Origin of the sequence: Nocardiopsis sp. B62, from assembly GCF_018070675.1 — a bacterium.
Classification (GTDB): domain Bacteria; phylum Actinomycetota; class Actinomycetes; order Streptosporangiales; family Streptosporangiaceae; genus Nocardiopsis; species Nocardiopsis prasina.
This window is the reverse complement of sequence record NZ_JAGPXK010000011.1, coordinates 111,916-131,721: the sequence shown is the minus strand read 5'-3', so window position 1 is coordinate 131,721 and position 19,806 is coordinate 111,916. Positions and strand designations below refer to the sequence as shown.

14 protein-coding genes are annotated in these 19,806 nt (G+C 71.6%); 1 reads left to right on the top strand and 13 read right to left on the bottom strand.

Annotation, left to right across the window (positions count from 1 at the left end; genetic code table 11):
* Positions 1 to 4: 4 nt before the first annotated feature.
* The 3 genes from KBX21_RS14295 to KBX21_RS14285 form a co-directional block, all read right to left on the bottom strand.
* Entirely contained in the window at positions 5 to 721 is a 717-nt protein-coding gene (locus KBX21_RS14295; protein WP_049577673.1) for an ABC transporter ATP-binding protein, read from the bottom strand.
* Positions 718 to 1,536 carry an ABC transporter ATP-binding protein gene (locus KBX21_RS14290; protein ID WP_210842194.1) on the bottom strand — a complete coding sequence of 273 codons (819 nt, stop codon included), beginning with the start codon at positions 1,534 to 1,536 and terminating at the stop codon, positions 718 to 720. Before KBX21_RS14290 ends, KBX21_RS14295 begins: the two co-directional genes overlap by 4 nt.
* Before the next feature lie 109 nt (positions 1,537 to 1,645).
* The gene (locus KBX21_RS14285) at positions 1,646 to 4,438 is read right to left on the bottom strand and encodes an AAA family ATPase (RefSeq protein WP_307869213.1); all 2,793 of its coding nucleotides are present in this window, start codon (positions 4,436 to 4,438) and stop codon (positions 1,646 to 1,648) included.
* Positions 4,439 to 4,847: 409 nt separating this feature from the next.
* Here KBX21_RS14285 and KBX21_RS14280 point away from each other — a divergent pair, with 409 nt between their 5' ends.
* The gene (locus KBX21_RS14280) at positions 4,848 to 6,032 is read left to right on the top strand and encodes a glutamate--cysteine ligase (protein WP_210842192.1); all 1,185 of its coding nucleotides are present in this window, start codon (positions 4,848 to 4,850) and stop codon (positions 6,030 to 6,032) included.
* Between the two features lie 37 nt (positions 6,033 to 6,069).
* Here the strand turns inward: KBX21_RS14280 and KBX21_RS14275 are convergent, their stop codons facing one another.
* The 10 genes from KBX21_RS14275 to KBX21_RS14230 all read right to left on the bottom strand — a co-directional run bounded on the left by KBX21_RS14275 (position 6,070) and on the right by KBX21_RS14230 (position 19,382).
* Positions 6,070 to 7,062 carry a carbohydrate kinase gene (locus tag KBX21_RS14275; protein ID WP_210842191.1) on the bottom strand — a complete coding sequence of 331 codons (993 nt, stop codon included), beginning with the start codon at positions 7,060 to 7,062 and terminating at the stop codon, positions 6,070 to 6,072.
* On the bottom strand, positions 7,059 to 8,321 hold the full coding sequence (locus KBX21_RS14270; protein ID WP_210842190.1) for an AGE family epimerase/isomerase: 1,263 nt from the start codon (positions 8,319 to 8,321) through the stop codon (positions 7,059 to 7,061). Before KBX21_RS14270 ends, KBX21_RS14275 begins: the two co-directional genes overlap by 4 nt.
* A gap of 37 nt (positions 8,322 to 8,358) precedes the next feature.
* Complete coding sequence (locus KBX21_RS14265) at positions 8,359 to 9,204, bottom strand: alpha/beta fold hydrolase (RefSeq protein WP_049577690.1); 846 nt, start codon at positions 9,202 to 9,204, stop codon at positions 8,359 to 8,361.
* Between the two features lie 9 nt (positions 9,205 to 9,213).
* Entirely contained in the window at positions 9,214 to 10,608 is a 1,395-nt protein-coding gene (locus KBX21_RS14260; RefSeq protein WP_210842189.1) for an acyltransferase, read from the bottom strand.
* A gap of 368 nt (positions 10,609 to 10,976) precedes the next feature.
* Positions 10,977 to 11,807: an ammonia-dependent NAD(+) synthetase gene (nadE, locus tag KBX21_RS14255; RefSeq protein ID WP_049577697.1), complete on the bottom strand. Its 831-nt coding sequence runs from the start codon at positions 11,805 to 11,807 to the stop codon at positions 10,977 to 10,979.
* Between the two features lie 69 nt (positions 11,808 to 11,876).
* A complete protein-coding gene (locus KBX21_RS14250; protein WP_210842188.1) occupies positions 11,877 to 12,461 on the bottom strand; it encodes a putative glycolipid-binding domain-containing protein in 585 nt (194 codons plus the stop codon).
* Positions 12,462 to 12,599: 138 nt separating this feature from the next.
* Positions 12,600 to 14,171, bottom strand: coding sequence for a sodium/proline symporter PutP (gene putP, locus KBX21_RS14245; RefSeq protein ID WP_199776648.1), 1,572 nt, complete (start codon positions 14,169 to 14,171; stop codon positions 12,600 to 12,602).
* A 291-nt stretch (positions 14,172 to 14,462) separates the two neighbouring features.
* Positions 14,463 to 15,194, bottom strand: a complete 732-nt coding sequence (locus KBX21_RS14240) for a FadR/GntR family transcriptional regulator (RefSeq protein ID WP_210842187.1) — start codon at positions 15,192 to 15,194, stop codon at positions 14,463 to 14,465.
* A gap of 437 nt (positions 15,195 to 15,631) precedes the next feature.
* Positions 15,632 to 16,714 (bottom strand): ribonucleotide-diphosphate reductase subunit beta, encoded by a 1,083-nt coding sequence (locus KBX21_RS14235; protein WP_017544419.1) that lies wholly within the window; start codon positions 16,712 to 16,714, stop codon positions 15,632 to 15,634.
* 112 nt (positions 16,715 to 16,826) lie between these two features.
* Complete coding sequence (locus KBX21_RS14230; RefSeq protein WP_049579724.1) at positions 16,827 to 19,382, bottom strand: ribonucleoside-diphosphate reductase subunit alpha; 2,556 nt, start codon at positions 19,380 to 19,382, stop codon at positions 16,827 to 16,829.
* Between the last annotated feature and the right edge of the window lie 424 nt (positions 19,383 to 19,806).

Here is a 19,806-nt window from a genome sequence, read left to right as displayed (position 1 = left end):
TCCCTCAGAAGCCGAGGTAGGCGTGGCGCGTGCGGTCGTCGGCCAGGAGTTCGGCGGAGGGCCCCTCCGCCACGACGCTCCCCTGGTTGAGGACGTAGCCGTGGTCGGTCACGGACAGGGCCCCGGCGGCGTTCTGCTCGACGAGGACGACGGTGAGGCCGGTGCGGTCGCGCAGGTCGCGGAGCAGGTCGAGGATGCGCCGGGTGATCAGGGGCGCGAGGCCGAGCGAGGGTTCGTCGAGGAGCAGGACGCGGGGCCGGGCCATGAGCGCGCGGCCGATGGCGAGCATCTGCCGCTCCCCGCCGGAGAGGGTGGCGGCGGCCTTCGCGCGGCGCTCCGCCAGGGGCGGGAACAGGTCCATGACCTCGTCGAGGGTGGTCCGGTCGCGTCGGTCCGCGCGCCAGAGGGACCCAAGGCGCAGGTTCTCCTCCACGGTGAGTTCGACGACCACGCCGCCGCCCTCGGGGACGTGGGCCAGACCCCGGGTGATGACCTGTTCCGTGGGGAGCCGGGTGATGTCCTCGTCCGCGAGCAGGACCCGCCCCGAAGCGGCGCGGTGCAGGCCGGTGAGGGTGCGCAGGAGCGTGGTCTTGCCCGCGCCGTTGGCCCCGAGGACGGCGCACAGTCCGCGTTCGGGGACGGTGAGGCTGACGCCGTCGAGGGCCCGGACGGCGCCGTAGGCGGCACTGAGGTCCTCGACGGTGAGCAGGTGCCGGGTCATCGGGGGTCCCCGTTCCGGTCGTCGGGTCCGGTGGCCGGGTCGGTGGAGGTGCCCAGGTAGGCCCGGGTGACGGCGGGGTCGGCCTGGACCTCCTCGGGGGTCCCGGAGGAGATGACCCTGCCGAAGTCGAGGACGACGACGCGGTCGCAGACGTCCATGACCAGGTCCATGTGGTGTTCGACGAGGACCACCGCCATGTCCTGGCTGAGTCCCCGGATCCGATCGGCCAGTTCGGTCATCTCGTGGCCGGAGAGCCCGCTGGCGGGTTCGTCCAGGAGGAGGAGTTCGGGTTCGCCGACGCAGGCGCGGGCGAGGGCGACCTGCTTCTGCACCCCGTAGGGCAGGGTGCCGGGCAGCCGGTGCGCGTGCTCGGCGACGCCGAAGCGTTCCAGTGCGGCCATGGCCCGCTCCCTCAGCTCGCGTTCGTCGCGGTGGTGCCGTCCGAGGCCGCTGACGAGGGAGAACGCCCCGCCCCTGGCGAGGCGGTCGGCCCCCACCATCACGTTCCCGATGACGGGCATCATCGGGAAGAGGTTGAGGCCCTGGAAGGTCCGGGCGATCCCGGCCCTGGCCAGGTGGTGGGTGCGCCTGCCGGGTGGCGGCGCCCCCTTCCACGAGACGGCTCCCCTGGTGGGGCGCAGCACCCCGGACAGGACGTTGAAGAGGGTGGTCTTTCCCGCTCCGTTGGGTCCGATGAGACCGACGACGGAGCCCGGGTCGACCCGGAGCCCGACGTCGTCGAGCGCGGTGAGCCCTCCGAAGCGCACGGTCACCCCCTTGGCTGTCAGGAGGTGTTCCGGTGCGGTCGTTGTCATGACTGCCTCTCTCCGGCTGCTTGCCGGACTTCATACCGACCAGTTGGTATCCCCTGGTCGGCGCGACGGGGCGCCCGCACGCGCCGTCGCGTCCGGTCCCGGGACGTGTTCAGTTCAGGAGTCGGGCCAGGTCCACTCGGGACCGGATGTTGAGCCTGCGGAAGATGCCGCGCAGGTGGTGCTCCACGGTGCGCGGGCTGATGAACATGTGCGCGGCCACCTCACGGTTGGTCGCGCCCTCCGCCACCAGTTGGGCGATCTGCTGCTGTTGGGCGGTCAGGTCCCCCGTGGCCGGGGTCTGCGGGCCGCGTTCGGCGGTCCCGATGGCGCGCAGCTCGGCGCGGGTCTGCCGGACCCACAGCCGCGCCCCGAAGCGCTCGAAGGTCTCCAGCGCGTTGTACAGGTGCTCGCGGGCGCGCCCGGGCAGGCGGGACCGCCGCAGGGAGGCGCCGAAGAGCAGCTGGGTGCGCGCGTGTTCGACGTCGTCGTCCCCGCAGGCCCGGTGCAGGTCGAGCGCGGTCTCGAAGTGGTCGGCCGCCTCCTCCCCGGTGGCGAGCAGACCGTCCCCGCGGGCGGCCAGGGCCAGGAGGCTCGGGCTCTCCACGGCCTCGGCCCAGCCCCGGTACCCGGCCTGGGAGGCGCGCGCCCACCCGGTCTTGCCCGTGCGGACCGCGGCCTCCACGAAGTGCGGGGCGGTGAGCAGTCGCATGGTGGGGTGCCCGTGTCCGGGGCCCGCGTGCACCAGGGAGCGCAACCGGAAGAAGGCGTCGGCGGCGTTGCCGCGTGAGAGTTCGAGGACGGCCTGGGCCCAGGAGGCCAGGGCGGAGGGCAGTCCGAGGCTCTTCTCCCCGGCCTGGGCGGTCACCGCGCGCGCCCGGATGTGGCAGGTGTCGACGTCGCCCTGGATGGCGGCGATCATCGCCAGCGAGGCGAGGTTCTGGGCGACCCAGATGGACTGGCCGGACTCGCGGGAGGCCCGCAGCCCGGTCAGGGCGGTCCCGGCGGCGGACGGGAAGCGCCCGCTCCAGAACTCGGAGAACACGAGGAAGGCCAGAGCCGAGGGCACGAACGCGTGTTCTCCTCGGGATCGGGCCGACTCCGCCGCACGGGTGGTGACGGTGCGGACGAAGGGGGCGTCCCCCAGGCGGAGGCCGCAGATCCCCGCCCACACCAGCTCCGAGGGGGCGCTCATTCCGTGTGAGAGTCGGATCGCCTCGCGCAGCAGCGGGGTGGAGTTCACGTAGTCGCCCCGGAACGAGACCGTGCACCCCTCCAGGAAGGCGGCGATCAGTCGCATCGAGGGCGGGTCGTCCGGGCGGACCAGCGGGACGGCGAGTTCGGTGGCCCTGGCGTGGCGGACCGGGTCCCCCGCGTAGGAGGCGCTGTCGGCGGAGCGGACCAGGGCGCGCAGGGCGAGGGTGCGGTCGTGCGGAATGAGCTCGCGGCCGACGGCGTACAACCGTTCGGCGGCGTCGACGGCGTTGGAGTCGCAGGTCTCGAAGGCGGCCTCGATGAGGGAGATCACGGCCCGGCGGCGGTCGGAGACCGCGAGCGGCCGGGCCCGCCCGAGCAGCTGTGCGGCGCGCTCGGGCTCTCCGGCGAGGTGGGACTCGTAGGAGGCGGTGGCCAGGCGGCAGGCGCGTTCGTCCGGGTCGGGGGTGAGGGCGGCGGCGCGCTCGTTGGTGTGGGAGGCGGCGAGCGGTCCCGCCAGGCGTTTGGCCCGCCTGGCGGCGGCCGCGATCCGGTCGGCGAGGTCGGCGTCGGGGGCGTCGGCGCCGCAGGCGGCGTGCCTGGCGAACTCGACCGGAGCGTGCTCGCGGTCGGTCACCCCGGCCAGGGCTCGGTGGGCCGCGCGCAGGCGACCGGCGGGGGTGCCCTGGACGACGGCCTCCCGCAGGAGCGGGTCGGGGAAGACCAGGGTGTCGCCGTCCACGCGCACCAGGCCGCGTTCCTCGGCCGGTTCGAGGGTGGACACCGAGGGCGCGGGTTCGGGGTGGTCGGGCTCGCACGCGGCGTCCAGGAGCAGATGGACCCGGGGCTCGGCGGCCAGCGCGCCGAGCAGCAGGAGCCGCCTGGCGTCGTCGGGCAGCTCCTCGTAGGGGGCGAGCTGCGCGGAGCGCAACCGTGCCGCGAGCGGAAGGGGTTCGGGCGGGGGATGTTCACCCCGGACCTGCTCCGGGGTGAGGGCAGAGAGGAAACCGAGGGCCGCTGCGGGATTTCCGTGGGCGGCGCGGACCAGTCCGGTGCGGACCGGGGACGACAGGTGGGCGGGGGCGCGGTCGGTGAGCAGGTCGTGGACCGCGCGGTCCTCCAGCGGGGCGAGGACCAGTTCGGTCACCCCCGGGACCGGACCGGGGGCGGTGGATCGGGGGTGTCCGCCCCGGGCCGCGAACACGGCCGCGATCCGGGTGCCGGTGAGACGCCGCGCGGCGAACGCCAGGGCGTCGAGCGAGGCGGAGTCCAGGAGTTCGGCGTCGTCCACGCACAGCAGGAGCGGCCGTTCGGTGCTCGCCTCGGAGAGGAGTTCGAGGACCGCGGTGTAGAGCGGGTACCGGTCGGTGTCGCTGCCGCCGCCCCGGGTGAGGGCCTCCCGCAGGAGGTCGCGCTGGGCTGCCGGGAGTCGGTCGAGCACCGGCCCCACGGGGCGCAGGAGGCGTTGGAGGCCGGAGCAGGGGAGGTCGGTCTCGGTGGGGACCCCGCCCACGTGGAGGACGGTGAAGTCACCTGCGGTGTCGCGGACGTGGTCGAGCAGGAGGCTTCGGCCCTGGCCCGGACCGCCCGTGAGGAGCACGGACGCGCCTCGCCCGGACCTCGCGTCGCCCAGGGCGTCGGCGAGGGTCCTCCGCTCAGCGTCCCGGCCCCGGAGGCGTACGCTCGGGGGCTCCGTGTACCGTTCCGTCACGTTGTTCACATTCGCACAGCGCCGCCCCGCTCCGGCAGATGTGAACGGACACACTGGTCGTTTCACCGATACCCGCTCGGGGTCGCGAGTGGCGCCCGCGCACGGGGGTTCTGGTGGTCTTCGGGTGACTTCTCGGGGATGGTGTTCCGCAAGCGAAACCGGTGGCCAGAACGGCTTTTCGGTGTCAGAAAAGTGATCCCGGTCACTCTCTCGGCGCGATACCGGAACTCCGCGCACGTCCGTCCAGGTAATCAGGACACCGTGCGCGGAAGCGCCCCGACAGCGAAACAGACAAACGACACAAACGACTCGTGGATAGCTTTTTGTCCACTGCGGGACACTGTCGCCGCCGTCCTCGTGCGGGATATCCAGTGCGGGACACACTGGATCGGACAGCCGGAGGACCCGCATGGAGAACCGCTCCCTGACAGCGGACGACCGACGCATTCCCGTCGGCGCCGCGAACCGACCACTGACGTTCGGTGTGGAGGAGGAGTTCTTCGTCGTCGACCCGCGCACGCGCCGCATCCTCTCCCGGGCACCCGACGTCCTCGCCCTCACCCGCGCCTTCGGCCCCCACCTGTGCGGCGAGTTCACCCGCGCCCAGGTGGAGGCCAACAGCCCCGTGTGCACCACCTCCGAGGAGGCCCGCGCGTTCCTGGAGGCCGCACGGGCCGAACTCCACCGGGCCGCCGACGGCGCGGGCCTGGCCGTCGCCGCGACCGGTACGCCGATCCTGGGCGACCCCGCGTCGGTCGCCGTCAGCGACGGGCGCCGCTACGCCGCCATCGCGACCCACTTCGGCGCCCTGCGCGACTCCCACGTGGTGTGCGGCTGTCACGTGCACGTCGGCATCCCCGACCCCGCCACCGCCGTCGCCGTCAGCGACCACCTGCGCCGATGGCTGCCCTTCCTGGTCGCGCTGGCCGCGAACTCGCCCTTCCAGTCCGGCCGGGACACCGGTCACGCCAGCTGGCGGACGGTCACCTGGAACCGGCTTCCGTCCGCCGGACCGCCGCCGCTGATGGGCACCGTCAAGGAGCACGAGAGCGCCGTCCGGGGACTGACCTCCACCGGGGCGATCCTGGACCGCCACATGGTCTACTGGGACATCCGCCTCTCCGACCACCTGCCCACCCTGGAGATCCGGGTGGGCGACGTGGCCGCCACCGCCGACGAGGCCCTGCTCTTCGCCACCCTCACCCGCGGCCTGGCCACACGGGCCCTCAACGACGTGCGGCACGGGGTTCCCGCGCCCGCCGTCAACACGCACACCCTGCGCGCCGCCGTGTGGCGGGCCGCCCGGGAGGGGTTGGAGGGGGTGATCCCCGACCCGCTGACCGGCGAGTCCCTGACCGCGAGCGCCGCCATGGAACGGGTCCGCCGCGCCGCCCTGCCCGGCCTCGCCGTCTCCGGCGACACGGACCTGGTGTCCTCCCTGCTCGACCGGGTCCTCACCGTGGGATCGGGCGCCCACCGCCAGCGCCTGGCCTACGCGCGGCGGGAGCGGATGACCGACGTGGTGGACCATGTCGTCGCCCAGACCCGCGAGGGTCTGGGTTCGGTGCCCCGGCCCCGGAGCCCACGGGTCTGAGCCCCGGCGGGAGGCGGCCCCTCCCGCCGGGGGACGCCTAACCCCGGAGGCGTTCCCGGATGTCGGCGGTGGTGGGCGGGTCGGCCCCCTCCCGGGTGACCGTGTGCGCGGCGGCGGTGACGGCGAAGGTCAGCAGGTCCGTCAGGTACGCCTCGGTCAGCCCGGACAGACGGCTCCGCGGCCGCTCGCCGAGCCTGTCGTCCAGGTCGAGGCGGCGGAGCAGGGCTCCCATGAAGGAGTCGCCCGCCCCGACCGTGTCCACGACCTCCACACTCGGCGCGGGGACCGTGGCCACCACACCGTGGGAGAGGGCGAAGGCCCCGTCCCCGCCGAGGGTGACCACGACCAGCGCCGGACCGAGCGCGGCCAGGGCGTGCGCGGCCCGTTCCGGCGTGTACTCGGGGTAGAGGAAGGCGAGGTCCTCGTCGCTGGCCTTGACCACGTGCGCCTGGGCCGCGTGGCGCAGGGCCAGCGCGCGGGCCTCGGCCGGGTCCCCGACCACGTCGGCCCGGATGTTGGGGTCGAGGGAGACCGTCACCTGACCCCGGCCGTGCTCGCGCCGCAGCAGCGCCTCGATCCGCGAGGCCCCCGGTTCCCGGAAGAGGGCGATCGAGGCGGCGTGCAGGGCCACCACGCCGGGTCCCAGGGTGCCGGGGAGTTCGCCGGGCTGCCACCGCCAGTCGGCGGCGTCGTCCATGCGGAAGTCGTACCGGGCCGACCCGTCCTCGCCGAGGGTGGCCAGGGCCAGCGCGGACGGTTCCTCGGCCGCGACCAGCCCCGAGGGGTCCAGCCCCCCGGTGAGGAGGCGCTCCCGGATGAGATCCCCGAAGCCGTCGGCGCCGATCCGGGCGAGCAGCCGGGTGGGCGTTCCCAGTCGGGCGGCGGCCAGCGCCGTGTTGGCCGGGCCGCCGCCCGGTGCGGCCCGCAGCACGCCCGGGCCGTGCCGGGTGGGGAGCAGGTCCATGACGTTCTCCCCGACCACGACCAGTCGGGTCGATCCGGGTTCGGTGCCCGTCGCCTCCCCGCTCACCGCGTCCCTCCATTGCCGGGCAGGGCGGCCGCGATCGAGGTCGAGAACCCGACCTGCGGCAGCAGGGCGGCCTGGTAGGCGTGGTAGACGTCCGGCTTGCCCGCCCACACCGCGTCCGAGGGGCGGTTGGCGGGGTCGAGCTCGTGCCGCCAGCTGCCGTTCTCGCGGTCCACGTGGAAGCGGTCCGCGTAGTCCCACCAGCGTTCGTACTGCTCGGTGTAGGCGGTGTCGCCGGTGCGCCGGGCCAGCACCCACGCGGCCATGGTGGCCTCGGCGACCACCCAGTGCATGCGCTGGCGCACGACCGGACGGTCCTCCCAGTCCAGGGTGTAGGCGAAGCCCTCCGCGCCGTCCACTCCCCAGCCGCGCCGGACGGCGTTGGCGAAGAGGTGTTCGGCGTCGGCGCGCAGCCACGCGGGTGCGGTCCCGCCCGCGCGTTCCAGGGCGAGTTCGAGGTGGATGAGCAGGCGTGCCCACTCCAGGAGGTGGCCCGTGGTGCTGCCGTAGGGGCGGAAGGGGTGGTCCGGCTGGTCGCGGTTGTAGTCCGGTACCGGCCGCCACTCCGGGGTGAAGTGCTCGGGCAGGCGCCAGTCGTGCTCGGCGGCCACCCCGTGCACGAGGCGCTCGGCGATGGCCAGGGCCCGCCGGGTCCAGCCGGTGTCACCGGTGGCGTCGGCGGCGGCCAGGAGCGCCTCCACCCAGTGCATGGCGCTGTTGGCCCCCCGGTAGGGCTCGGTGACGGTCCAGTCGGCGTCCCAGCTCTCCCGGACGCAGGCCGCCTCCTTCTCCCAGAAGTACGTGTCGAACACCCTCAGGGCCTCGTCCAGCAGGTCGCGCGCGCCCGGCCGGGCGGCGAGGGTCGCCGACGAGGCGGCCAGGACGACGAAGGAGTGGGGGTAGGCGGACTTGTCCGGAAGCTTCTGGGAGCGCTCCCGAGCGCTGGTGGGATCCTCCTCCGGCACCTCGTCGAACCACCCGCCCAGCTCGGTGTCGCGCAGCGGCCCGGAGAGGGCCGCCAGCCCGTGGTCGGCCAGCGCGGCGGCGCGCGCGTCACCTCGCAGGTGCGCCAGGGCGAACACGTGCGTCATGCGAGCGGTGATCCAGGTCTCGGTGGGGCGGTCGGGCTCCACACCGCCCCGGGCGTCCAGCCAGCCGAACCCGTCGGGGACGGCCGCGCCGGCGGCGAAGTCGACCAGGCGCCGTTCCTCCGCTCCCAACCACGCGGGGGACCCCGGCGCGGGGCGTGTCGAAGTGGTCAAACCAGTGCCTCCTCAGGCAGTCGTTCCGCCCGCCACGCTATCCCGCGCCGCGTCTCCCGGGGAAGGCTCCGTTCGCCCCTCTCCGTGCCCGGTCGGCGGCGCTGCACGTCCAGCGGATGTGCTCGGCGACGCTGAGGGGATCGTCCGCCATCGGGATGTGTCCGACACCCAGCAGCGACACCATGCGCGCGTTGGGGACCCGCTGGTGGGCGTGTTCCGCGCTGGAGGGCAGCAGCGTACGGTCCCGGTCTCCCCAGGCGATGGTGACCGGACAGGTGATCGGGCGCGAGGTGAAGTCGTAGTCGGCGATCCTCGGCACCATGCGCACGTACGGCGCTCCCGGGGTGAGCCCCTGGATACCGAACCGGGTCGCCTTCGCCTCGGGCGAGGAGGGGTCGCCGCGCAGGGCGATGCGCGCGGCGGCACGCGCGGGCGGGGTGTCGGCGAGCCGCTCCTTGACCGACATGGGCAGGTGGGTGGCGAGGTTGGCCACCGCCCCCACCGTGCGCATGCCCCAACGGGCGAGCCGGTCGGAGAACCCGGCCGGTGAGAACACCGTCACCGATCCGGCCACCCCCTGGACCCCCAGTTCCAGGGCGATGGAGCCGCCCAGGGAGTTGCCCGCAAGATGCGGCCGCTCGAACCCGTGCAACTCGCAGAACTCCCGGATCACCCGCACCAGACTGTGCACGTCGTAGGGCTCGTCCAGCTCCGGAGCCGGAGACTCCCCGAACCCCGGCAGGTCCACGCTGACCACCTCGTAGTCGGCGGCCAGCCGGGGCGACACCGCCTCCCAGCTCTGTCTGCGATCCCCGAGCCCGTGCAGCAGGACCACGGGGCGACCGCTTCCGCTCCGTTCGAAGGCGATGCGTCTGGGGTTCATCCCACCGGTCTACCCGAGGTAACCGTCCCGACCACCGGGTCGAACCAGGAAACTGGGCAAAAGCTGGGCTCGCGTTGACCCGGCGGCGGAGCGCGCACGCGGTGCGGCGGTCAGCAGCAGACCGAACACCACGGCCACCAGGCCCAGCACCGGCGCCAGACCGAAGCCCAGACCGGCCACGGTCAGGGCCAGCAGTCCCCCGCCGATCAGCGCGGCGGCGGCCAGCACGCGGAACAGCCCCGGGTCGCCCCGCAGGACCTTCGGAGGCTCCTCGAACCGCACGGCCCAGTTGGCCAGCGGCAGGAGCAGCGGCACCAGGACCGCCACGCCGAGCACGCCCCACAGCAGCCACAGCCCGGTCATCGGGTCGGGCGTGTTGATCCCCAGTCCGTACACGACGGCCCCGGCGACCACGGAGATCGGCAGCATGTGCCACAGGTACACGGTCATCAGCTGCGGCGAGACGCGGTCCAGCATCCGCGCCGGACCGGGCCGGTCCGACCACGCGGAGATCCGGTCCCGCAGGAGCATCGCGACGCCGACCTGCACCGCACCCAGCGCCGCCAGCACCAGGGTCGGCGGGGCCACGTTCGAGGTCTCGGCGGCGAACACACCGGTCATGTTGAGGGAGTAGGGCCCCACGTACACCAGGACCACGGCGGTCACGGCGCCGACCACCGCCATCCCCACCGCGTGGGGGCGGCGGATCGCACCGGTCGCGTACCGGAACCCCAACTGGTGCACGGCCAGCCAGACGAAGGCCACGTTCAGGAAGCCGAAGGCCTCCACCCCGAACCCGAACCGGCTCAGGTCCACGACCATCGCGCCGGCCAGCAGCGCGGCGGGGACCCACCAACCGAACCTGTCCTGGGCGGCCACCAGGATCGGCGTCGCCACCACCACCAGCACGTACGCGGCCAGGAACCACAGGACCATGCCCGCCGCGCCCGCGCCGACCAGCACCGGCTGCTGGGGGGCTCCGCCCAGGACCGCCAGGTGCGAGGCGAGGATCCACACCACCGCGAGGGGCACCACCGGCCAGGCCAGCCGCCGCAGCCGCTTGGCCCACCAGACCGAGGCGGACTCGCCCCGGGCCCGGGCCGAACGCCAACTGATCAGGTTGGCGGCGCCGCCCACGAAGAAGATCAGCGGCATGACCTGGGACACCCAGGTGAGCGCGAACCCGCCCGGTGTGCTCAGGACGCTGGTCGCGGCGAGCTCGCCCTCGGACTGCACGGTCAGCACCGGCAGCCACCAGTGCTGGAGGACCACCAGGACCATGACGAACAGGCGCAGGAAGTCGAGGAAACGGTCCCGGCTCCTGGAACGGGGCGCGGCCACCGCCGGTGCTGTGGCGGTGGTCGGGGGCCGGTCCCCGCCCGCGGGTTCGACGGTCACGGTCATGGCTTGTCGCTCCTTGGTCTTTCCCGGGTTCTGGGGGACGTCCCGGCACCGGTGGCGCCTGGACGTGCTGACCGGGCTGTGCTGACCTGTGGGGGGTCCCGACACGTCCCGGTGCGTGCCCTGCTGACGGGCGCTCACCGATACGGATGACGGCAGTGGTGACGCGTCGCTGGTATCGACTCTAGGTGCCAGGTCAAAGGGGGCGCGAGGGCGCTGGGTACCCTCTCTCACCGACGGCCTGCCCTCCCCCTGAGGGTGGTGCCAGCACTACCGGGACCCCCGGTGCGCCGGTGACGCGGGGGTGTCCGCGGTGCCGGGGGTGCGGGTGGGGCCGGGGCGAGGTGGTGCCGCGGGGACCCGGGGGGGGATCAGGGAGCGGTGGGGAGGGCGCGCTTGTGCCCGGTCACACGGTAGCGGTCCACGAGGGTGCGGACCACCTCGTCGGAAACCGGGAGGCCCTCGAGGAAGTCGTCGATCTGGTCGTAGGTCAGCCCCAGCGCGTCCTCGTCGGGCTTCTGCGGGGTGAGCGTCTCCAGGTCGGCCGTGGGCACCTTGTTCACCAGGTCCTCGGGGGCGCCGAGTTCGGCGGCGACCGCGCGCACCCGGCGCTTGGTCAGGCCGGTCAGGGGAACCAGGTCGACCCCGCCGTCGCCGTACTTGGTGAAGAAGCCGGTGACCGCCTCGGCGGCGTGGTCGGTGCCGACCACCAGGCCGCGCAGGCCGCCCGCGATCGCGTACTGGGCGATCATCCGCTGACGGGCCTTGACGTTGCCGACGACGAAGTCCTCGGCGAAGGCGTGCTCGTGGGTCACGCCGGCCTCGGTGAGGGAGGCGGCCATGGCGTCCGTGGCCGGGCGCACGTCCACGGTCAGGCAGCGGTCGGGGGCGCCGAACTCCACGGCGCGGGCCGCGTCCTCCTCGTCCTTCTGTGCCCCGTAGGGCAGGCGCACGGCCACGTACTCGGCGTCGTGCCCGGCCTCGCGGGCGCGGTCGACGGCCAGACGGGACAGGCGTCCGGCGGTGAGCGAGTCCACACCCCCGCTGATACCGAGGACCAGCGCGCGGGCACCGGTCGTGGTGAGTCTCTCGGCGAGGAAGGCCACGCGGCGCTCGATCTCGGCGTCGACGTCGAAGTGCTCGGGGACTTCGAGGTCGCGGATGATCTCGCGGCGCTGCTCGCTCAGCTCGGTCTCGGTCACGTGCGCTCCCTGGGTGTGGTGCGTGGTCCACCGATTATCACCCTTGCGGGGGATGGCTTCACCACGTGGTCAGGCGTGCGAGCGCAGGCGGCGGGCGAACCGCTCGTAGTCCACCACCACGCCGTCACCGTCCACTGACAGCCGGTACTCGCCGTGGAGGGGGTCGCGGTAGGTGTACCGCTCCAACCCGTCCTCGGCCGGGTGGCGGGTGTAGCGCTGACGGACCCGGCGGACCCGCAGGCACGGGATGTCGATCCACGCGACCGCGATGTCCCGGTGTTCTCCGGGGCGCAGTCCGAGGCGGCGGATGGGGAGCGTGTTCGTCAGGGGGGTGGCCGCGACGTCGGCGTCCAGGCAGCCCACCAGTTCGGGGAGCGGGCGGCCGTCCGCGTCGGTCCAGTGGCCGCCCTGGGCCCGGAGCGTGACCGATCTGGGCCCGCTGGTGGAGAGCACCTCGGCGCGGACCTCGCGGGTCGTCCAGGCCAGGTCCGTGCGGACGGTGAAGCGCGTGAAGAAGCGCTCCTCCCCCTCCACCACGGTCTCCCCGGCCTCCAGACGGTGGCCGTCGGGCTCGGGAAGCACCGCTCCGAGCCCCAACCCCTGGGGTACGTCGGTGCGGGTCCAGGCGGCCGGGTGTTCCGTCAGTGACGACATGTCACCGTTCTACCGTTCTGGAGGGTGCGGCGCCAGAGCGCGAGCGTGCCCGTGCCGAACGTGACACGGGCACGGAAGCCTTTCGTTACGGGGCCCGCGGTCCGTCCGACAGGGACCGCGGGCTCCGTAGGACGGGTGTCAGGCGACGGGCTGGGGCTCGTCGTCCCGACCGCCGGCCTTGAGTTCGGCCTGCACGAGGTCGAAGTCCGCCTCCATCTGCGGGCTGACCTTGCCGAGCCCGTTGAAGACGAAGATGCACAGCACGCTCAGGGCGATGGCGGGCACCATGGCGTACAGCCCGAGGCCGAGGTAGGCCTCGTCGATGCTGTCCCAGATGATGGCGGTGGTGGCGCCCGCGACCATCCCGGCCAGGGCTCCGGCCCAGGTCATCCGGCGCCAGAACACGGCGAGGACCAGGACCGGACCGAAGCCCGCACCGAAGCCCGCCCAGGCGTAGCCGACCAGGCCCATGACGGACTGGTCGCCGTACAGGGCCACGAGCGCGGCCACCACGGCCACGACGACCACGGCCAGGCGGCTGAGCCACATGAGGGTCTTCGGGTCGGCGTCCTTGTTGACGAAGGCCTTGTAGCCGTCCTCGGTGATGGCGGAGGAGGCCACCAGGAGCTGGGAGTCGGCGGTGCTCATGACCGCCGCGAGGATGGCGGCCAGCAGGAAGCCCGCGACCCACGGGTTCATCAGGGCGTCGATGAGGCGGGGGAAGACCTGCTCGGGGTCGTCGAGCGGGGTGTCGAAGTAGGAGATGCCGACGAAGCCCACGAGGAGCGCCAGCGCCATAGCGGTGACCGCCCAGGTCACGCTGATGGCCGCGGCCTTGGGGATGTCCTTGAGGGAGCGGATGCCCATGTAGCGGGCGAGAATGTGCGGCTGGCCGAAGTAGCCGAAGCCCCAGGCCAGACCGGAGACGATGACGACCCAGCCGAGCGTCTCGGTGGACACCCAGGCCCCGTCGGTGAGGGTGGAGCCGCCGAAGGCCGACATCAGGTTCTCGCCGTTGGCGTTGACGCCGTCGGCGACCGCGCCGAGGCCGCCCAGGAAGCTGATCGCGACCACGGGCACCACTAGCAGGGCCAGCCACATCATCATGGCCTGCACGACGTCCGTGACCGAGACGGCGAGGTAGCCGCCGATGACGGTGTAGGCGACCACGATGCCGAGGCCGATGAGCACCGCCAGCTCCGGGTTGAGCCCGAAGACCTGGTCGAACAGCGACATCATCGCCGTCATGCCGGAGGCGACGTAGAAGAAGTAGAAGACGATGATGAGGATCGCCGAGACCGCGCGCAGCAGACGGGTGCGGTCGTTGAAGCGGTTCTCCAAGAAGGCGGAGAGGGTGAGCGAGTTGGACTCGCCACCATGGCGGGAGTCGGTGACGCGCTCGGTGTACACCCGCAGGCGGGGTGCGAGCAGGATCCAGCTGCCGAGGAAGCCGGAGGCCAGACCGACCGCGATCCAGGCCTCACCGAGACCGGACGCGTAGATCGCGCCGGGCAGACCCAGCAGGAGCCATCCGCTGAAGTCACTGGCGTTGGCGCTCAGGGCGGTGACCAGACTGCCCAGCTTGCGACCCCCCAGGACGAAGTCGGACTGTGACTGTGTGCGGCTGTAGAAGTACACAGCCATCGCGACCATGAGGCCGAGATAGATCGTGAAGGTCACGATGGGGCCGACCAAGGAGTCGGGGTTCAACCGTCTCCTCCTTTCCCTGGAACGCCAACGTTTGACCGTTTAGCGTCATTTACTAAGAACAGGCCCGATCATCACGGTTGGTAGCCCAGACCACAATGCCCTGTGTGCGAAACAACACCCGGTCGAGACCTGGTCGAGTTCTTGACCAGGCAGAATTGTCCAGAAGGCCATCGCTGCGAAGTCCTGTTTGTCGGATCGGACATACGCGACTCCCGGTGGCCCCGAAACGGTCTCGGATAACGAGACACGACCACACTCGGAAACGAGACGGCCCCTCGGGCGTCCGTGCGTTCAGCCGAGCAGCTCCCGCAACCGGCGCTCCACTCCGGCCAGGTGCCCGCCCAGTGCGAGTCGCGCCGCCTCGGGGTCGCGCGCCCTCACCGCTCGGACGATCCGACGGTGTTCCCCGTCGCTGGCCGCCAGACCGTCCTCGGTCAGCGGTGCCACGTCCATGAGCTGGTTGATCCTCATCCGCGCGTCCGTGACCGCCGCTGCCGTCCGCTCGGATCCGGTCAGCTGGGCCAGGGTGATGTGGAAGACGGTGTCGCAGCGCCGGTAGTCGGCGGGTCCGGCATCGGCGGCCACACCCACGCGCCGGTCCAGGAGGGCGTGCTGGTCCACGGTGAGGCCGGTCTCGGCCAGCCGGACCACCGCACCCGTCTCCAGGGTGCGCCGGAAGGAGAGCAGGTCCTCCAGGGCGGTCGTCCCGGTCCCACCGAGGCCGTGGCGGGCCTCCTCGGGGGTGGGCCTCGGGGGCGGCTCGGCGACGAAGGTGCCACCGCCCCGACCGCGACGGGACTCGACGAAGCCCCGTCGCCGGAGGTGCTGGATCGCCTCGCGCAGGGTGACACGGCTGACGCCGAGCCGGGAGGAGAGGTCGCGCTCGGCCGGGAACCGGCCGCCCGCCGGGACGACACCGAGCCTGATGGCGCACATCAGCCGCTCGACGGTGACCTCCAGGGCGTTGTCGGCCCGGACGCGGCGGAAGACCGCTTCGGCCGCGGGATCGCAGGAGGGGATCACTCGGTCAGCTTAGGACGTGTTCCGCGCTCTCGCCCGGAAAAGGCGGATCACCGATCTTCTCGGCCTGTCCGTATACCCCTGGGGAGAACGACCCCTTCGCACCTCGGCGAATCCGCATTCACTTGCGCCACTCCCGGCACGTGTACCTCGGTTCGCACGAGTCAACGCGACTGCCAGGGATGACCAGCGGCGCCTCGCTCGGGAACCCACCACTCCGCTCACCACACGGCACCATTGTGGCGTCGGATCCCGGGCACCATTCACCCTTTTGTTTTCTGCCTCCGACACCGAATTGATCGGTAGGGGAAATGACCGAGGACGGGGCCCACAATGGGCAGCGTGACTGATCGGGGAGGCCCGGGCACGCGAACGGCCCGGGGCGCGCGCCCGCCCCGGGCCGTTGGAAGGGGAGAGACTCGTGTCCTCCCAGGAAGGACCTAGTCCCAGTCCAGGCCGCCACCCGTCTGGTACTCGATCACTCGGGTCTCGAAGAAGTTCTTCTCCTTCTGGAGGTCCATCATCTCCGACATCCACGGGAACGGGTTCTCGGTCTCGCCGAAGATGGGGGCGAGGCCGATCTGCTCGGCGCGGCGGTCGGTGATGAAGTGCATGTACTTCTCGCACAGCTCGGCGTTGAGGCCCAGCACGCCGCGCGGCATGGTCTCGCGGCCGTAGGCCACCTCAAGCTCGCAGGCGTCGGTGAGCATCTGCCGGACCTCGGCCTGGAACTCCTCGGTCCACAGGTGCGGGTTCTCGATCTTGATCTGGTTGATCACGTCGATGCCGAAGTTCAGGTGGATCGACTCGTCGCGCAGGATGTACTGGTACTGCTCGGCGATGCCGACCATCTTGTTGCGGCGGCCCAGCGAGAGGATCTGCGCGAAGCCGGTGTAGAACCACATGCCCTCGAAGATCACGTAGAACGCGACCAGGTCACGCAGGAAGGACTGGTCGGCCTCGGGCGTGCCGGTCCGGAACTCCGGGTTCTCCAGGTTCTGGGTGTACTTGAGCGCCCAGGCGTCCTTCGCGGTGATCGAGGGGACCTCGCGGTACATGTTGAAGAGCTCGCCCTCGTCCAGGCCGAGGCTCTCGCAGATGTACTGGAAGGTGTGCGTGTGCACCGCCTCCTCGAAGGCCTGGCGCAGCAGGTACTGGCGGCACTCCGGGTTGGTGAGCTGGCGGTACACGGCCAGGACGATGTTGTTGGCGACCAGGGACTCCGCGGTGGCGAAGAACCCGAGGTTGCGCTTGAGCATGAGGCGCTCGTCCTCGGTGAGCCCGTCCTTGGACTTCCACAGCGCGATGTCGGCCTGCATCGCCACCTCGGTGGGCATCCAGTGGTTGTTGCACCCGGCCAGGTACTTCTCCCACGCCCACGTGTACTTGAGGGGCAGCAGCTGGTTCACGTCGGCGCGGGCGTTGATCATCGACTTGTCGTCGACGTTGACGCGCTCGGCGTCGCGCTCGATCTCGCCGAGGCCGCTGGTGGCCGCTGCGCTGTTCTCGGAAACCGCGGTCATGCTCGAACTTGTCCGTTCTCCGGTCGGGCCGGGGTCGTCTTCGGGGAGTGGAGGGGTGCCACGAGGGGGGCGGGGGCGCCCGCGGGTGTCGCGGGCGCCCCGGGGTCCCTCGCTACTGGCAGGCCTCGCACTCGGGGTCCTCGATGCCGCACGCCTGGCCGTCGACGATCTCGAACTCGTCCTCGGGCTCGGGCGCCACCGGCTCGGCCACCGGGGCCGGGCTGGGAGCCGGGCTCTCGACGGGGCTGGGAGCCGGGGCCGCCACGGGGGCGGCCGGGGTGGAGGCGACCGCGTTGAGACGGCCGTCCGTGCCCTTGAGCGTGCTCTTCTCCACGTGGGTGGCGCTCTGCGAACGCAGGTAGTAGGTGGTCTTGAGACCGGAGCGCCAGGCGCGGCGGTACAGGGCGTCCAGCTTCCTGCCGCTGGGGGCGCCCATGTACAGGTTGAGCGACTGGGCCTGGTCGATCCACTTCTGGCGGCGCGAACCGGCGTCCACCAGCCAGTTGGGGTCGACCTCGAACGCCGTGGCGTACAGGGCCTTGAGGTCGTCCGGCACGCGGTCGATGTCGCCGAGGCTGCCGTCGTGCATCTTGAGCGCCGACACCATGTCCTCGTCCCAGAGACCGCGCTCCTTGAGGTCGCGGACCAGGTAGTCGTTGACGACGGTGAAGTCGCCGGACATGTTCGACTTGACGAACAGGTTCCGGTAGACCGGCTCGATCGACTGGCTGACGCCGGTGATGTTGGCGATGGTCGCGGTGGGCGCGATCGCCATGACGTTGGAGTTGCGCATCCCGGTGGTCTTCACGCGCTCACGCAGGGAGTCCCAGTCCAGGGTCTCGCCACGGTCCATGTCGAGGTCGCCGCCGCGGGAGTCGGCGAGCAGGCGCAGGGAGTCGATGGGCAGGACGCCCTTGCTCCACAGCGAGCCGTCGAAGCTCTCGTACGCGCCGCGCTCCTTGGCCAGCTCCATGGACGCCTCGATGGCGTAGTAGCTGATCAGCTCCATGCTCTCGTCCGCGAAGGTCACCGCGCCCTCGGAGGCGAACGGCGTGCGGATCTTGAACAGCGCGTCCTGGAAGCCCATGAGGCCCAGGCCGACCGGGCGGTGGCGCATGTTCGCGCGGCGCGCCTCGGGGATCGTGTAGAAGTTCACGTCGATGACGTTGTCGAGCATGCGCACGGCGGTGCGGACGGTGCGGCGCAGACGCTCGACGTCCATGCCGTTCGGGCCCACGTGCTGCGGCAGGTTCACCGAGCCGAGGTTGCAGACCGCGACCTCGTCCTTGCTGGTGTTCAGCGTGATCTCGGTGCACAGGTTGGAGGAGTGCACCACGCCGTTGTGCTGCTGCGGCGAACGCAGGTTCGACGGGTCCTTGAAGGTGATCCACGGGTGGCCGGTCTCGAACAGCATGGTGAGCATGCGGCGCCACAGGTCCACGGCGGGCATCTTCTTGGAGACCTTGATGCGGCCGGCCTCGGCCTCGGCCTCGTACTTCTCGTAGGCCTCGACGAAGTCCTGGCCGTACTTGTCGTGCAGGTCGGGGACCTCGTCCGGGGAGAACAGGGTCCAGGTGCCCTGCTCCTCCACGCGCTTCATGAACAGGTCCGGAACCCAGTTCGCGGTGTTCATGTCGTGGGTGCGGCGGCGCTCGTCACCGGTGTTCTTCCGGAGGTCGAGGAACTCCTCGATGTCGATGTGCCAGGTCTCCAGGTAGGCGCAGACCGCGCCCTTGCGCTTGCCGCCCTGGTTGACCGCGACCGCGGTGTCGTTGGCGATCTTCAGGAACGGGACGACGCCCTGGCTCTTGCCGTTGGTGCCCTTGATGTGGGAGCCGAGGCCGCGGACCGGGGTCCAGTCGTTGCCCAGACCGCCCGAGTACTTGGACAGCATCGCGTTGTTGCTGATGCCGTGGAAGATGTCGTGCAGGTCGTCGCCGACCGTGGTGAGGAAGCAGGACGACAGCTGCGCGCGGACCGTGCCCGAGTTGAACAGGGTGGGCGTGGAGGCCATGAAGTCGAACGAGCTCAGCAGCTCGTAGAACTCGATGGCGCGGGCCTCGCGGTCGTCCTCGTTGAGCGCCAGACCCATCGCGACGCGCATGAAGAACGCCTGCGGGAGCTCGTAGCGGACGTCGTCGCTGTGCAGGAAGTAGCGGTCGTACAGGGTCTGAAGGCCGAGGAAGGTGAACTGCTCGTCGCGGTCGGCGTGCAGGGCCTTGCCCAGGCGCTCCAGGTCGAACTGGGCCAGCGCCGGGTCCAGCTGACCGAGGTCGATGCCGCGCCCGACGTAGGCGGCCAGGTAGCTGGCGTAGCGGTCGTCCATGTCGGACTGGGTGGCGGTCTCGGCGGCGCCGCTGACGAAGCTGAGGGCCTCGGTGCGGAGCTTGTCGAGCAGCAGGCGGGCGGCCACGTACGAGTAGTTCGGGTCGACCTCGACGTAGCTGCGGGCGGCCATGACCAGGGCCAGCTCGACCTCGGAGTCCGCGATCCCGGGGAAGAAGCCCCGACGCGCCTCGGTGAGGACCTTCGCCGCCGAAACACCGGTGAGCCGCGCACAGGCCTCGGTTACGACGTGCTCGATCCGGTCGATGGCGGCGGGGGCGCCACCTCCGTTGGTCGGCGCGGGCCGAACGGATGCGGGCACGGCCTCGACGTCAAGGGTCATACAGCGGCTCCAACCTCGGTAAAGAAGAGTCCCGGCGGGGAACGGGGTTCACGAGTAGCAGACGCGCGGCTCGCACCGGCGGCCCACCGCACCGGATGCGGATGGACCCGCGACCGGCGGGTCGCGGCGACTCCCCTCGAAGCCCCCTCGTCTGCGTTGCTGATGGCGGGCCCTGGGACCCGCGGGTGACCTACTCAACCTCCGCTTCCCGGGGCCCCGTGGGGCCTCGTCGCGCGTGGCGGTCGTCGTTCCCGTCTGCTCACCAGGGAGGGAACCCCGGTGAACCACCAACGGGTCCCGATACTACATCTAGGGGGTGCCACCTTGGAACACCGCAAGATGATGGCGTGTCGCGGATTTCTCGGATTCTTCGACGGATGTCGAACACACGCCTGGAGCGTGGTATGAGTGCCCCACGGGCGCC

Excerpts from the sequence above, each read along its gene's own strand:
- KBX21_RS14295 (WP_049577673.1), bottom strand. The coding sequence starts at position 721 with ATGACCCGGCACCTGCTCACCGTCGAGGACCTCAGTGCCGCCTACGGC.
- KBX21_RS14290 (WP_210842194.1), bottom strand. The coding sequence starts at position 1,536 with ATGACAACGACCGCACCGGAACACCTCCTGACAGCCAAGGGGGTGACC.
- KBX21_RS14280 (WP_210842192.1), top strand. The coding sequence starts at position 4,848 with ATGGAGAACCGCTCCCTGACAGCGGACGACCGACGCATTCCCGTCGGC.
- KBX21_RS14265 (WP_049577690.1), bottom strand. The coding sequence starts at position 9,204 with ATGAACCCCAGACGCATCGCCTTCGAACGGAGCGGAAGCGGTCGCCCC.
- KBX21_RS14260 (WP_210842189.1), bottom strand. The coding sequence starts at position 10,608 with ATGACCGTGACCGTCGAACCCGCGGGCGGGGACCGGCCCCCGACCACC.
- KBX21_RS14250 (WP_210842188.1), bottom strand. The coding sequence starts at position 12,461 with ATGTCGTCACTGACGGAACACCCGGCCGCCTGGACCCGCACCGACGTA.
- KBX21_RS14235 (WP_017544419.1), bottom strand. The coding sequence starts at position 16,714 with ATGACCGCGGTTTCCGAGAACAGCGCAGCGGCCACCAGCGGCCTCGGC.
- KBX21_RS14230 (WP_049579724.1), bottom strand. The coding sequence starts at position 19,382 with ATGACCCTTGACGTCGAGGCCGTGCCCGCATCCGTTCGGCCCGCGCCG.